The organism is Sphingobium nicotianae (genome assembly GCF_018603885.1).
Classification (GTDB): domain Bacteria; phylum Pseudomonadota; class Alphaproteobacteria; order Sphingomonadales; family Sphingomonadaceae; genus Sphingobium; species Sphingobium nicotianae.
This window is the reverse complement of sequence record NZ_JAHGAW010000005.1, coordinates 1-13,106: the sequence shown is the minus strand read 5'-3', so window position 1 is coordinate 13,106 and position 13,106 is coordinate 1. Positions and strand designations below refer to the sequence as shown.

The window sequence follows — 13,106 nt, the reverse complement described above, 5'->3', positions numbered from 1 at the left end:
TCAGTGCAATGCCTTGCAGGCGCTATTGAACACCATTTCGCGGATCGCCGGGAAATTCTCGATCTCGAATCCGGCGGCGTCATCGCTGCAGACGATTTCGACGCGGCCCTTGCACAGGCGCAGATCCAGGTCTTCCGGTTTGATGACGCGGCGGGAGCCAATGTCATAGAAGGACCAGACGCGAGGACGCGTATAATCATCCACATTCTGGTCCACGACCAGCGCCAGCCGACCATTGGTGAGGCGCACCACCGAGCCGATCGGATAGACGCCGACGCTCTCGATGAACTGATCGAGCAGATCCTCGTCGAACTGCCCTTCCATGCCGCGCATGATGGCGAGCGCGGCATTGGGATCGATCCGGGGCCGATGCGGCCGGTCCGATGTCATCGAGTCATAGACGTCGCAGATCGCCGCCATGCGGCCGAACAAGCCGATCTCGTCGCCGACGAGCTGGTTGGGATAGCCGCTGCCGTCGAAGCGCTCATGATGTTCCAGGCAGACCCGCGCCACTTCCTCGGAAAGTTCGCCGCCCATATTCAGGAACTCGTAGCCAAGCGTCGTGTGCGTCTGGACGATCTCGCGCTCCGCGTCGGACAGATCGTCCAGGATCGTCGAGACGTCGATGGGCAGATGGCCCATGCCGACATCCATCAGCAGCCCCGCCATTCCGGCTTCCTTCACATGATCAGGCGGCAGGCCCATCTGCCGGCCGAGCGCGATCATGAGGGCGCTGACCGCGAGACCGTGCGCGTAGAGCGAGGTATTTTCGCGACGGATGCGCATCAGACCATTGAAGGCATGCGGATTGCGCTGGATCGATGCGAACAGGTCCTCGATGACCGGCTCTACCTGTCCCTTGGAAATCGCCTTGCCGAGGCGCGCCTGCTCGAACACGCCGGCAAGAACGCGGCTTGCCTTGGCCACCACCGCCTTGGCATGGCCGACTTCGCGCGCCACGCTGAGCGGCGTTGTCGAGCGCGGATCGAAGGCGACGGCGTTACCCATCGGAGGACGTGAAATCGGCTGGGCGTGGAGGCGATCGAGCCTGGCACGATCAACGATGCTGATGCCAGAACCGCCGCTGTCGCCAGAAATCAGCGGGCGACGCCGCGCCGGCTCGCCGCTGCGGGCGCCGACATCTTCTCCCTTCTCGACATCGATATAGACCCCGTCGACGTCGCTGGCCCGCAAATCGGCCAGGATCTGTTCGTCGGTCAGAAGAAATTTGGTCCGCCAGAAGGGATGCTTGAGCCAGTTCCCGTCAAGCTTGTGGATGAACATGCCGAGTTGGACTTCGGCAACATCGATTCGTTTCAGCATGTGCCCGTTTTCTTTCTGTCCCTATGAGGCGGTTTCTGCCCACGAGACATATCGAAGCGCTTAATCCGCAAGGTTACCGGAGCGTTTGCCATGCTTTGCCGCGACCGGTTATATGCGCCGCGCCACACACGCTGAACACCGCGCCCCGGAGCTTTTCTTATGTCGAAGATGACCCCCGCGACCAACGCGCTGGCGCGGGCCGGGACGTCCTTTTCCGTTCACATTTATGATTATGACCCCAGTGCCGAGCGTATCGGCGTCCAAGCTGCGCAGGCGCTGGGGGAACGTCCGGATCGCGTGCTCAAGACCCTGATGACGCTGGTCGATGGCAATTCAGCCTGTGTAATCCTGCCATCGGATCGCGAAGTCTCGATGAAAAAGCTCGCGGCGGCGCTTCACGGCAAATCGGCGGAAATGATGAAACCCGCCGATGCCGAGCGCATCACCGGTTATAAGGTGGGCGGAATCAGCCCCTTCGGCCATGCGCGTACCGCCTGGACCGTGATCGAGGCGACGGCCATGACCCATGACCTCGTGTACATCAACGGCGGCCAGCGAGGCTTGCAGGTACGGCTCTCACCCCGCGACGCAGCCTCCCTGCTGGATGCCATCGTCGCCCCGATTATCGCCTAGTTTAAACGACGCGCTGCCCGGTGACGAGGCGATAGACGACCACAACCGCAGCGATCACCAGCAGAAGGTGAATAAGGCCTCCACCGACATGGAGCGCGAGGAAACCCACGGCCCAAAGGACGAGAAGAATGACGACGATCGTCCACAGCATGGGGAACCTCCTGAAAGTATCTTTCCTGCGATCGATAACGCAGGCGAGGCGCGGAGAGTTCCAGGAGGGTGGCAATAGAAAAGCCCCGGAGAGCTTTCGCTCTTCCGGGGCTTGTCATGGTGGGCGTGGCAAGGATTGAACTTGCGACCCCTGCGATGTCAACACAGTGCTCTACCACTGAGCTACACGCCCACTGAGGGAGCGGCCTTTACGCAAGCGATCATGCCCGCGCAAGCGCTAAAGTCGTGCCGGGGATTTAGGGTAAACCGCTGGCGCTGTCGCGATCGAAGATGCGGTCCACTTCCATCACCAGATCGCGCAGGTGGAACGGCTTCGACAGGACCTTCGCTTCGGGCGCCATGCGGCCCGCGCGCAGCGTCACGGCGGCGAAGCCGGTGATGAACATGACGCGGGTCTGCGGCGCCACCGAGGCGACATGCTGGGCCAGCTCGATGCCGTCCATCTCCGGCATGACGATGTCGGTCAGCAGCAGATCGAAGCGCTCGGACGCGATCAGAGGCAGCGCGGCGGTGCCGCGATCAACCGCGACGACGGCGTAGCCCGACCGCTCGAGCGCGCGGCACAGATACTGCCGCATCGAATCATCGTCTTCCGCCACAAGAATGCGAATCATGCGCCCGCCTTGCCCCCGCTCTTCCCTCGTTCGTGCTGACAAACCGCCAGTCAACCGCTTGGGCTTGGCGTCGCGGCTATTCTTATGCGACAAGCCCTTAAGATTTTCCATCGGCGGACACGGCCCCTCGGAAAAAAGGACGGTAGATCGCAGAATGTCAAGCGCGGGACCGCTCGAGGCCGATCGACTGCAGGGCCACGAGGCCTATCTGCAGTTCGGAACGCCCGGCATGCATGGTCCGCTGGTCTTCGCCGTGCCCCACGCCGGTCGCATTTATTCGAGTGCCCTGCTGGGCCGCGCCCGGGTTTCGCAGGAGACGCTCGCCCGGCTGGAAGATCGGCTCGCCGACCATCTCGTCGCGCACCTGATCGACCAGGGCCATCATGTGCTGATCGCGCGCCAACCCCGCGCGCTGATCGATCTCAACCGCGATGAGCGCGAGGTGGATGCCCGTGGCATCTGTGACGCGCCGTGGAGCTTCCGGGGCCAGACCAGCGCCAAGGTGCGCGGCGGGCTGGGCCTCATTCCCGAACGACTGACGCACATCGGCAATCTCTGGCGTCTTCCCCTGCCCTACAAGACGCTGCGCGCCCGCATCGAGGATATTCACCGCCCCTACCACGCCGCGCTCGCCACCGCACTGGAGGAGACACGGCGACGCCACGGCGTCGCATTGCTCATCGACGTTCATTCCATGCCGCCGCTGCGCGCCGCGCCGGGGCTCGGCGAGCCGGCCCCGCGCATCGTCATCGGCGACCGGTTCGGGCGCAGCGCCACCGATCGGCTGACGGACCTGTGCGCAGACCTGGTGCGCCGTCAGCAGATCCCGGTCGCGATCAACTCGCCTTATTCGGGCAATCACATCCTTGAGCATCATGGCCGGCCATCCACTGGTGTGCATGCCATCCAGATCGAGTTCGATCGCACACTCTATCTCGATGCGGCACTGATGGCTCCGGGCGACGGACTTGCCGCAATGCAGCGGCTGCTCGGCGAACTGGCGCTGGCACTCGGGCAGGAGCTCTCCGCCGGCTCCGCCGCTCCGCTCGCCGCCGAATAAAAAACCACCCCGCGCGTGTGGCACGGGGTGGCCAAGGTTCAGGGAGGAGACGTCCCGAAAGGGCGGGACGCCCGCGCAAAGGCTCGAAAGGGGGAACAAGCCTCTACGCCACGCCAAAATAGGCCCGGCCTGCCGCTATTACAAGGGCGGTGTCGTGATGACCGTCCAAATAGTTGATTATGTCAATGCGATGACACAGGCGACTCGCGCACTTCCGCGCATCCTGCTCGCAACAGCAGCAGGGCGGTGGATCATCAGCCCGGATAAATTCTTAACAGGCCCGAGTCGGGAGCCGAAACTCCCGACCCGCCGCGCCGATCAGCTGATCTGGAAGGCCGGCACCGGGCCGAGGCCCTGCGCGCGCTGCCGGTTGAAGATGTCGGTCATGTTCTGCAGCGAGAAGAGATGCGCGTAGAGCAGCGGCAGCATGCCATTCTGCATCATCTTGCGGAGCTGATCACCGCGCAGCTCGCGCAGCTTCTCCTCATTGACCATCAGGAAGCCACGATAGACGAACGGATCGTTGCTCTCCGGAATCTGGATGGAAAGCTCGCCATCCATCAACAGGCCGGTTTCCTTGAGCTCGGTCATGAACATATTGGTGCGGGCGGCCGATTCCTCGAACTGCTCGCAGAACTGCAGCAGATCCTTGGTCATCTGCGTCGCTTCGCCATCGGCGATGAGCGGCTCACCCTCCTCGAACTCGCCGATCATGTCGCAGGTCGGATCGAAGCAGAGCGACATCTCGTCCTTCTCCGGATCGAGGCGCACCAACATCCAGGGATAGCGGCGGACATAGGCTGGCACATAGCCATCCTCGCGGTGCAGCTTGCCCTCGGCATCGACCAGCGTGTTGGCGCCCTCGTTGAGGCCCATCAGCGCCAGCGGCACGGGATTGTCGCCGGCGGAGAAGACGATCGGCATGAAGCGCTGGCAGGGCGCGAATTCCTCGATCGTCAGGGGCACCGCGTGGACACCGACAATATAAGGCGCCTTGTTCTCGACGCGGACCTTGAAGTTGCTGTGCATCTCCACATTGAGCGGCACCAGGTCGTTGTAGAGCATGGGCAAAGTCTGGGTCTGTGGCGCGCTGGCCATGGCATCGGTCTCCTGAAACGGGCTTAAAACAGCGCGTCACCCGATGGGCGGGCTGATCGACGGACGGCCATAATGGGGTCAACTGGCAGAGGCAAGAGGCACGAGTTTACCCGGATTGAACAGCCCGTGCGGATCTAACGCCCGCTTGATCGCGCGCACCGCATTGAGCTGGGCCGGCGCGGTCAGTCGCGCGAACTCGTCGATCTTCATCTGGCCGATGCCATGCTCGGCCGAGATGGAGCCGCCCATCGACACCACCAGATCATTGACGAAGCGCGTCGCTTCCGCGCCGGTCGTGGCGATCCAGTCGGCGCCCCTGCCCGGCCCTTCACCCTGCGGCGCGCGGACATGATAATGGACATTGCCATCGCCGAGATGTCCGAAGGACGAGGCCGTCGCGCCCGGAAAGCGCGCCTCGCAGGCCGCCGCCGCCTCGACCATGAAGCGCGGCATCAGCGCGATCGGTACACTGACGTCGAACTGCAGTGCCGGCCCCTGCGACCGCTCGGCCTCCGAGGCGCTCTCGCGCATCCGCCAGAACTGCTCCGCCTGCGCCTCGTTGGCGGCGATCGCGGCGTCGACGACCAGGCCGCGCTCGAAGGCGGCGGCGAGTGCCGCTTCCATGCGGTCATGCGCGCCCGGGCCATCGGCGGCGGCATCCAGATCGATTTCGATCAGCGCGTTCCAGGGCGTCACCGTCTCGATCGGCTGGCGTGTGCCGGGGATGACGTCGAGCACGAAGCGCAGCGTGTCGGCTGCCATCACCTCGAACCCCTCGACCACCGGCCCGACCTGCGCCTCCATATGGCGCAGGAGCGCGAGCGCCTGCTCGGGATCGGTCACGCCGACCCACGCCACGGCGCGATCGGCGATGGCGGGCGCGAGGCGCAGGCTGGCGGCGGTTACGATGCCGATCGTCCCTTCCGCCCCGATCAGGAGCTGCTTGAGATCATAGCCGCGATTGTCCTTCTTGAGCGCGGCGATGCCGTTATGGATCGCGCCATCGGGTAGCACCGCCTCGATCCCCTCGACCAGCGCGCGCATCGTGCCGTGGCGCAACACCTGGGTGCCGCCGGCATTGGTCGAGATCAGGCCGCCGATCGTCGCCGAGCCCTTGGCGCCGAGGCTGAGCGGAAAGCGCCGGCCGGCTTTCTCGGCCGCCTCGTGGAGATTGGAGAGAATGACACCGGCCTCGCAAATGGCGAGATTGGCGGCGATGTCGATGCTGCGGATATGGTTCATCGCGCGCGTCGAGAGGATGAGCGCACTGCCGTCCACGGGGGGCGTGGCGCCGCCGACCATCGAGGTGTTGCCGCCCTGCGGCACGAGCGGCACGCCAAGGTCGTTGGCCGTGCGCACCATCGCGGCGACTTCCGCCGTGGTGCGCGGCATCAGGATCGCCGCCGCCTCGCCATGATATTTACCGCGCCAGTCCTCGAGCCAGGGCGCGATCAGATCGCGATCCTCGATCAGTCCCTTGGGACCGGCAATGGCACGAAAGGCGTCCAGAGTGGCGGCTGAGATCATGCGGGCCTTATGCCGCCTTGCTCGGGTCAAGGCCAGAGGGGGGGGTACGGAAAAGGCCACGCAGGACAGCCTCGTCCAAAGCCGCCCGTCAATTAATCGACTGTTCAAGCTCGAACCGCTAAGGCATGCTCTACCCTGGGGTTCGATCATTGCCAGCGATCACGACGTCTCTTCTCCTGCCGATCCTGCTCGCATCCGGCGCGAAAGCCGCGCCGGACGGGGACGACGCCCCTGCCCCGCCGCCCAACGCGCGGGGATCGCAATGGTCGCAAGTCACCATCGAGCAGCGCGTCATCATCCGCATTCCGACGATCCGGCAGCGCCCCTCCCGGCCAGCCTCGGTGACCGAGAATGGCCTGCCCCCTCCCCCCCCGCCGCCGCCGATCCGGTGGAAAGAGAAGAAGGGCCCCAAATGCCTGCCGCTCAACCGGATTCGCGGCGCCAGCATCACCACGCAGACCGGCGTGACGATGCTCACGCTGAACAACGAAGCGTTCCGCGCGCATTTCGGCCGCGCCTGCCGGTCGGCGGATTTCTATGCGGGCTTCTACATCCAGCCGGACAGGGACGGCGCGCTGTGCGCGGGCCGCGACGTGCTTCACGCTCGCAACGGATCAACCTGCGAGATCGAGAAATTCTCCAGGCTCGAGCCGGAGCGGCGCGACGAAGATGAGGACGACAGATAGCCGCAACCCCACCGGCCGTGCGGATCAATCCAGCCAGCGCATCTCGAAGAAGGTCTTGCCGCCCCGCGTGAAGCCGGCCCGTTCATAGAAACGCAATATGCCTTCCTCGCGGCGGCCCGCGGCCAGCATCAGCTTGTAGCAACCGGCCGCCCGCGCGCGCTCCTGCGCGAGGTGCAGCAGGCGGGTCGCCAGGCCCTGGCGGCGGAAATCGGCATGAGTGACGACATTCTCGATAATCGCGAAAGGGCGCACGCCCCGCGTCAGATTGGGAATGACGAGCAGCAGGCAGGAGGCGACGAGCACGCCCGCCTGATCGGCGACCAGCAGATGGGCGAGCCGCGAGGCCAGCAGCGCCTCCAAAGCCGCCTCCGCCGCTGCCGGATCGGCCGGCGGCGCATCCGGATCGAGATGCCGATAGAGCGCCTGCATGGGGGCCAGATCGGCCTGAGTGGCGGTGCGCAGGATCGCGGTCATGCCAGCCGAATAGGGCCAAGCCGCGCCCGGGAGAAGCCCGGATGGCACGAACATCACATCTCCGCCCCCGCATGGCCCGGAATTTCTTGACATGAGCCGCGCTGTTGCTCATGGCGCGAGCGGTTGACCGCGCGCGTTTTCATAACGCCGCCCAGCCCTGTTGCGCTCTCCAACATCACGGAACCTCAATGCTCTTTGCCGATCTCGGCCTGTCAGACGAATTGTTGAAAGCCGTCGCAGAGGCTGGCTATACCGAGGCGACGCCGATCCAGGCGCAGGCGATCCCGTCGGTGCTGATGATGCGCGACATCGTCGGCATCGCCCAGACGGGCACCGGAAAGACGGCAAGCTTCGTGCTGCCGATGATCGATATTCTGGCGGAGGGCCGCAGCCGCGCGCGCATGCCGCGCAGCCTGATCCTCGAGCCGACGCGCGAACTGGCCGCGCAGGTCGCCGAGAATTTCGAGAAATACGGCAAATATCACAAGCTCACGATGGCCCTGCTGATCGGCGGCGTGTCGATGGGCGACCAGCTCGCCGCGCTCGAAAAGGGCGTCGACGTGCTGATCGCGACGCCGGGACGCCTCATGGACCTGTTCGGCCGCGGCAAGATCATGCTCAACGGCTGCTCGCTGCTGGTGATCGACGAGGCGGACCGGATGCTCGACATGGGCTTCATCCCGGACATCGAGGAAATCTGCACCAAGCTGCCGGCGCAGCGCCAGACCCTGCTCTTCTCGGCGACCATGCCGCCGGTGATCAAGAAGCTGGCCGACAAGTTCCTGAGCAATCCCAAGTCGATCGAAGTCGCCCGGCCCGCGACGGCGGGCGCGAACATCGCCCAGATGCTCGTCCCCGTCGCCGAGCGCGACAAGCGCGAGATGCTGCGCAAACTGCTCGCGAGCGAAGGCGTCGACAGCGCGATCATCTTCTGCAACCGCAAGACGATGGTGCGCGAGCTCAACCAGAGCCTCAAGCGCCACGGCTACAAGTCGGGCGAGATTCATGGCGACATCGACCAGGCCTCGCGCATTGCCGAGCTCGACCGGTTCAAGAGCGGCGAGATCAACCTGCTGGTCGCCTCGGACGTCGCGGCGCGCGGGCTTGACATCAAGGGCGTGAGCCACGTCTTCAATTTCGATGCACCCTGGCACCCGGACGACTATGTCCACCGCATCGGCCGCACCGGCCGCGCTGGCGCCACCGGCAAGGCCTTCACCTTCGTCACCAGGAACGATGCCGAGGCGGTCGAGAATATCGAGAAGCTGATCGGCACCAAGATCCCGCGGCTCGACACCGGCGTCGATGTCGTTCCCGCCGAGGGGGATGCCCCGCGTGGCCGCGCGGGTCGTGGTGGCGCGAAGGGCGGCAAGAAGGCGGCGCCGGAGCGCACGAAGGACGAGGCCGCAAAGCCCGAGCGCACCGAGCGCGCGCCTGCACGGGGCCGCGAGGACCGCGAGGAGTACCCTGCACCGGCACGCGCGACGCGCGAGGAGCGGCCGCCGCGCAACGAGAAAGGCCGTGCCAAGCCCGCGCCGCGCAACGACAATCGCAACGACGACGGACCGGACGACGGCTGGAACGGCCCGATGCCGGGCTTCCTCTCGGTCGGCTTCGACGGCTGATCCTGTACCACGTCGATGTCCATGATCAGCGAGAGCCAGATCTTGGACATGGTCCAGCGCGCGCGTCCCCGTGCACAGCCTGTCGGGATAACGCCCCTCACCGGCAGCAGCACGGCCGTGGCCTATCGCATCGACCTCGACAGCGGCGAGACACTGGCGCTCAAGACCTATGCGGCGGAACCGCGCTGGCGGCCGGCCAAGGAAAGGCTGGTCATGGACTGGATCGCCGGCAAGGCGCTGCCCGTCCCGGTCCAGGCCTGCCTTCTGCTCGACGATGATCGCACCGACTTCTCCAGCAGCGCGGCGCTGCTGACCTGGCTGCCGGGCGCGCCGCTCAAGGACTTTCGCGGCGATCCAAGCCTCCCGCAGGCCTATCGGCAGACGGGTGCGCTGCTGCGGCAGGTCCATGGGATCGCGATGCCGCACTATGGCCATGTCTTCGCCAATGGCGTCGACGAGCCGCATCCCGACAATGAGAGCTATATGGCGGCGACGTTCGACAACGCGTTCCGCCGCTACCGCAACCGCGACGGCGACCCCGATCTGGGCCGGCGGATCGAGCGGGCCGTCTGCGAGCGTCGGGCGCTGATGGCGGAGAGCGGAGGCGCGGTGCTTTGCCATGACGACATCCACCCGGGCAACCTGATCGGCGATCGGGACGCGCAGGGCACGATCCACCTCACCGGCCTGATCGACTGGGGCAATGCGCGCTGCGCCGATCCTTTGTTCGACCTCGCCAAGGCTCTGTTCTGCTGCACGCATGACGATCCGGTCAGCCCGGTGCCGATCCGCGAGGGCTATGGGCCGATCGACCATAGCGATCCCGACGGCGCGCTGTGGCTCTATACGCTCCATCACCGCGTCTCGATGTGGGCCTTCCTGCCGGACGGAAATCCGGGCCGGGCCGGCCTCATCGCCGATCTGCACGCGATGCTCGGCGAGGCAGCGGCCCGCGCGGGAACCGCAAAAAGCCGCGTGTATCCGCATCGGAAATCGCCTGTTGAAAACGCATTGCAATGCGTTTCGTCGCCGCTTATAGGCAGCCCTCCCTGGGGGCTGTAGCTCAGTTGGGAGAGCGCGTCGTTCGCAATGACGAGGTCAGCGGTTCGATCCCGCTCAGCTCCACCAGGGTCTCTCTCCTCCCCGTTCCGGCCCCAGGCCCCGCTCCCTCCCTTGCGGGACATGGGCAAAGGCTGCCTGATGCACCGGCCTCGCCTGTCCTCCGGGCCGGCGACCGGTGCAGATGCGGGTTTCGGCACGAATCCACCGCGCGGCGATGCCGCTCGTTGCGCGTTTTAGGACTTGCCTCGACGTGCAACGCGCGGCATAGGCGCCGGACTTGCCGCCGGTGCCTCGCCCCGGCGGGCATGGCCCCTTCGTCTAGCGGTTAGGACGCGGCCCTTTCACGGCTGAAACACGGGTTCGATTCCCGTAGGGGTCACCATCCTTCCTTCAGAAGCATGGTTTTGCGCGGGACACCCGCAATTTCTCGATTTGTTAACTGCCCAGTGGTACAAAGGGGTGGTACAAATGAGGTTGCCTGTGGCCGGTATCTGGCAGAATCCACGGTCGAAATATTTCTGGTTCCGCATGGCCGTTCCAGAGCGATTTCGAGACCGGGTTGGCAAGCGCGAATTCAAATATTCCTTGGAGACAACGGACCGCGATGTCGCGCGCCTGAGGCATGCCGAAAAGCTGAGCGAAGTTCGTGCATTGCTGGCTCAACTTGAAGCAGAAGAGCTCGTGTGTGTTGACAGGGAGGCGAAGGCGATCTGCCAACGTGGCCTCGACGCACTGGCCAAAGGCAATCTGGGCGCGAATGACGATGGCGTTACGGACCTCTTGGCAGCGAAAGACAACGTCGCGCATGGCTTGCTGACGTTTTTGGCTTACAGGACGCGACTGACTTGGGGCCGAGATCATGCCAATCTGGCGGAGCTTGAGCTGACCGGAGAAATCGCGGACCCAAGGGAGGATGATATTCCTGCCTCGCCTGTCGGCTTTCTCAACAAAGAAGAGCAGGATGCGTTCGTAGCCCGTTTGCGCGCTTTGGATGGCGACCTGCGCTATCAGAGCTACACCAATCGCGACATCGCAAGAGCCCTGCTGGCTCGGCGAAGTTGGGCAGCCGCCGAGTATGAGGTTCTATTAATCGCTAGCGCTGCCAATGCGTCCGTGAAAATGCGAACTCCGCTTTTCGATGCCTTGGCTGAATGTGTCCTGCGGTATTTAGCCGAACATCGCTTCCAGTTCTGGCCAAAGAATATCGATCGACTTATTCCGCAGATGGCCATCAATGAGGCCGCCGCCTCAGCACCGGAGGCGACAACGTCAACTGCCGGCGTCTATCATCTCTCCGATTGCCTTGCGCAGTGGCGCGTCAATCACCGGTTGAGACCTAGCGACGTCCATAAGACCTATGACGAATGGAAGCTGGCAGTAGACCGTTTTATTGAGGTTCATGGCGACATTCCGCTCGACCGTATTACACGGGCGATGGTTATCGATTACCGCGATCTTATTAAGGGCATGCCCACCCGTCCTGCAAAGAACATCGCGAGACTACCGGTTCGTGATCAGGTGGCGCTTGCCGAGCGTCAAGGCCTACGAACGCTGGCACCCGCGTCGGTGAAAAAGCATGTGACCGCGATCCGCTCCCTTTTGGAGATTGCAACGATCGAAAGGGAATGGATCTCGAAAAATGTAGCGACCAAGATCGAGGTCGCGGGCTCGCAGTATAACGGCCACGAGCGCGACCGCCTTTCGGACGCGGACATGCAGACCATTTATGGCTCGCGCTACATGACTGACCCGGACGCGTGTAGCGACACGATGTTCTGGATCATGTTCATGGCGCCTTTTCAGGGCGCCCGCCCCGGTGAACACTGCAAGCTTCGCCCGCAAGATGTTGTGAGGGAAGATGGAGTTGCGACTATTCGCTTTCGCAACAGTTCTTCTGCAACTGGCGGCGAAACGGACCTGCCCCAGATCAAGCAGAAGACCGGCAGCTCCATCCGTGACGTGCCACTACACTGGATTATTGCAGAAGGCGGCTTCATGGATTTTGTGGCCTTGCGGCAGAGCCGTAAAGCCAAATGGCTTTTTGAAGACCTTGAGGCCGATAAATATGGAGATCGCTACAAATATCTCTCCAGGCAGATCAACGACGCATTGGACGAACTAGGCGTCGATGCGAGCGACAAAGCCTTTTACAGCACGCGGCATACCAGCAAGCGCGAAACGCGACGCCAGCGCGTCTCCGAACAGAGCGCCGACCAGTGGCACGGGCATTCCGACGGCCGTCGCGTTGGACGGAAATATGGTCAGGGTGTCAGTATCGAAGACCTGAAGGAAGACATTGACAAACTGGAATATGCAGGGGTCAATTGGGACGCTGTAGTAGCCTGCGCCAGATACCGCGTTTCCCGCCTTTTCGCGAAACATGGCTGATCGTTAAACCGCTAAGCAGCCGGGGTGCAGGCTGTCTCATAACCGGATGACTTTGATTTGGACCGTCGTCCCTGCGCTCCTGGCTCGTCCTGATACGACTAGCCAGGAGAGACTTTTATCAAGGTTGGAAGGAGGCGATCTCTCCAGTTACAGGTGATCGCCTTTTATCTTCCGCCTCGAGCCTCCCTATTCATATCTCTCGTAGGCAGTGATCTGCTTCGTTTCAGGACAAATTCGGAAGCAAAGTCCCAACAGCCATTTCCCCTCCGCATCCGCTCCTTCCGAGGGCATATCGATCCACCAACAACGCTCCGTGGCTGACCTGCTCCCCAGATTGTCCGCGATTATAAGTTAGCTCTGTTCGCGTTATGGGCCTCTGCGGCCCGGGTTGCATATTCCGCCGGCGTGAGTCCGTCGAGGCTCGTGTGGGGTCGGTGCTGGTTAT

Annotated in this window: 12 protein-coding genes and 3 tRNA genes; 8 read left to right on the top strand and 7 right to left on the bottom strand. The window is 63.6% G+C overall.

Going from position 1 to position 13,106, the window contains the following annotated elements; all coding sequences use genetic code 11:
• On the bottom strand, positions 1-1,284 hold the full coding sequence (locus KK488_RS08145) for an HD-GYP domain-containing protein (protein WP_250890221.1): 1,284 nt from the start codon (positions 1,282-1,284) through the stop codon (positions 1-3).
• Between the two features lie 198 nt (positions 1,285-1,482).
• On the opposite strand from KK488_RS08145, the gene ybaK reads away from it, so the two are divergent.
• Entirely contained in the window at positions 1,483-1,956 is a 474-nt protein-coding gene (gene ybaK / locus KK488_RS08140) for a Cys-tRNA(Pro) deacylase (protein WP_214622669.1), read from the top strand.
• Position 1,957: 1 nt separating this feature from the next.
• Here the strand turns inward: ybaK and KK488_RS08135 are convergent, their stop codons facing one another.
• The 3 genes from KK488_RS08135 to cpdR all read right to left on the bottom strand — a co-directional run bounded on the left by KK488_RS08135 (position 1,958) and on the right by cpdR (position 2,741).
• Positions 1,958-2,107, bottom strand: coding sequence for a lmo0937 family membrane protein (locus KK488_RS08135; RefSeq protein ID WP_214622668.1), 150 nt, complete (start codon positions 2,105-2,107; stop codon positions 1,958-1,960).
• 117 nt (positions 2,108-2,224) lie between these two features.
• Positions 2,225-2,299: transfer RNA gene (locus tag KK488_RS08130), tRNA-Val, on the bottom strand.
• A 64-nt stretch (positions 2,300-2,363) separates the two neighbouring features.
• Positions 2,364-2,741, bottom strand: a complete 378-nt coding sequence (gene cpdR / locus KK488_RS08125) for a cell cycle two-component system response regulator CpdR (protein WP_214622667.1) — start codon at positions 2,739-2,741, stop codon at positions 2,364-2,366.
• A 154-nt stretch (positions 2,742-2,895) separates the two neighbouring features.
• Between cpdR and KK488_RS08120 the strand changes: the two genes are divergently transcribed.
• Positions 2,896-3,801 carry an N-formylglutamate amidohydrolase gene (locus KK488_RS08120; RefSeq protein WP_214622666.1) on the top strand — a complete coding sequence of 302 codons (906 nt, stop codon included), beginning with the start codon at positions 2,896-2,898 and terminating at the stop codon, positions 3,799-3,801.
• 318 nt (positions 3,802-4,119) lie between these two features.
• Here KK488_RS08120 and KK488_RS08115 read toward each other — a convergent pair whose 3' ends face one another.
• Together KK488_RS08115 and KK488_RS08110 are read right to left on the bottom strand one after the other, a co-directional pair.
• The gene (locus tag KK488_RS08115) at positions 4,120-4,899 is read right to left on the bottom strand and encodes a SapC family protein (protein ID WP_214622665.1); all 780 of its coding nucleotides are present in this window, start codon (positions 4,897-4,899) and stop codon (positions 4,120-4,122) included.
• A 78-nt stretch (positions 4,900-4,977) separates the two neighbouring features.
• On the bottom strand, positions 4,978-6,426 hold the full coding sequence (locus KK488_RS08110; RefSeq protein ID WP_214622664.1) for an FAD-binding oxidoreductase: 1,449 nt from the start codon (positions 6,424-6,426) through the stop codon (positions 4,978-4,980).
• 149 nt (positions 6,427-6,575) lie between these two features.
• Here KK488_RS08110 and KK488_RS08105 point away from each other — a divergent pair, with 149 nt between their 5' ends.
• Complete coding sequence (locus KK488_RS08105; RefSeq protein ID WP_250890193.1) at positions 6,576-7,112, top strand: hypothetical protein; 537 nt, start codon at positions 6,576-6,578, stop codon at positions 7,110-7,112.
• A gap of 24 nt (positions 7,113-7,136) precedes the next feature.
• On the opposite strand, the gene KK488_RS08100 is transcribed toward KK488_RS08105, so the two are convergent.
• Entirely contained in the window at positions 7,137-7,586 is a 450-nt protein-coding gene (locus tag KK488_RS08100; RefSeq protein ID WP_214622663.1) for a GNAT family N-acetyltransferase, read from the bottom strand.
• A gap of 188 nt (positions 7,587-7,774) precedes the next feature.
• Here KK488_RS08100 and KK488_RS08095 point away from each other — a divergent pair, with 188 nt between their 5' ends.
• From KK488_RS08095 to KK488_RS08075, 5 genes are all read left to right on the top strand, one after another.
• Positions 7,775-9,211 carry a DEAD/DEAH box helicase gene (locus KK488_RS08095; protein WP_214622662.1) on the top strand — a complete coding sequence of 479 codons (1,437 nt, stop codon included), beginning with the start codon at positions 7,775-7,777 and terminating at the stop codon, positions 9,209-9,211.
• Between the two features lie 15 nt (positions 9,212-9,226).
• Positions 9,227-10,273 (top strand): phosphotransferase family protein, encoded by a 1,047-nt coding sequence (locus KK488_RS08090; RefSeq protein ID WP_214622661.1) that lies wholly within the window; start codon positions 9,227-9,229, stop codon positions 10,271-10,273.
• Positions 10,264-10,339, top strand: a tRNA-Ala gene (locus KK488_RS08085). The genes KK488_RS08090 and KK488_RS08085 overlap by 10 nt, the downstream gene beginning before the upstream one ends.
• A gap of 241 nt (positions 10,340-10,580) precedes the next feature.
• Positions 10,581-10,655: transfer RNA gene (locus tag KK488_RS08080), tRNA-Glu, on the top strand.
• A gap of 98 nt (positions 10,656-10,753) precedes the next feature.
• Positions 10,754-12,661: a DUF6538 domain-containing protein gene (locus KK488_RS08075; protein ID WP_214622660.1), complete on the top strand. Its 1,908-nt coding sequence runs from the start codon at positions 10,754-10,756 to the stop codon at positions 12,659-12,661.
• Positions 12,662-13,106: the final 445 nt, after the last annotated feature.

What these genes read in the sequence shown, in the direction of transcription:
- KK488_RS08145 (WP_250890221.1), bottom strand. Translation starts at nt 1,284, where the DNA reads ATGTTCATCCACAAGCTTGACGGGAACTGGCTCAAGCATCCCTTCTGG.
- ybaK (WP_214622669.1), top strand. Translation starts at nt 1,483, where the DNA reads ATGTCGAAGATGACCCCCGCGACCAACGCGCTGGCGCGGGCCGGGACG.
- KK488_RS08135 (WP_214622668.1), bottom strand. Translation starts at nt 2,107, where the DNA reads ATGCTGTGGACGATCGTCGTCATTCTTCTCGTCCTTTGGGCCGTGGGT.
- cpdR (WP_214622667.1), bottom strand. Translation starts at nt 2,741, where the DNA reads ATGATTCGCATTCTTGTGGCGGAAGACGATGATTCGATGCGGCAGTAT.
- KK488_RS08120 (WP_214622666.1), top strand. Translation starts at nt 2,896, where the DNA reads ATGTCAAGCGCGGGACCGCTCGAGGCCGATCGACTGCAGGGCCACGAG.
- KK488_RS08115 (WP_214622665.1), bottom strand. Translation starts at nt 4,899, where the DNA reads ATGGCCAGCGCGCCACAGACCCAGACTTTGCCCATGCTCTACAACGAC.
- KK488_RS08110 (WP_214622664.1), bottom strand. Translation starts at nt 6,426, where the DNA reads ATGATCTCAGCCGCCACTCTGGACGCCTTTCGTGCCATTGCCGGTCCC.
- KK488_RS08100 (WP_214622663.1), bottom strand. Translation starts at nt 7,586, where the DNA reads ATGACCGCGATCCTGCGCACCGCCACTCAGGCCGATCTGGCCCCCATG.
- KK488_RS08095 (WP_214622662.1), top strand. Translation starts at nt 7,775, where the DNA reads ATGCTCTTTGCCGATCTCGGCCTGTCAGACGAATTGTTGAAAGCCGTC.
- KK488_RS08090 (WP_214622661.1), top strand. Translation starts at nt 9,227, where the DNA reads ATGTCCATGATCAGCGAGAGCCAGATCTTGGACATGGTCCAGCGCGCG.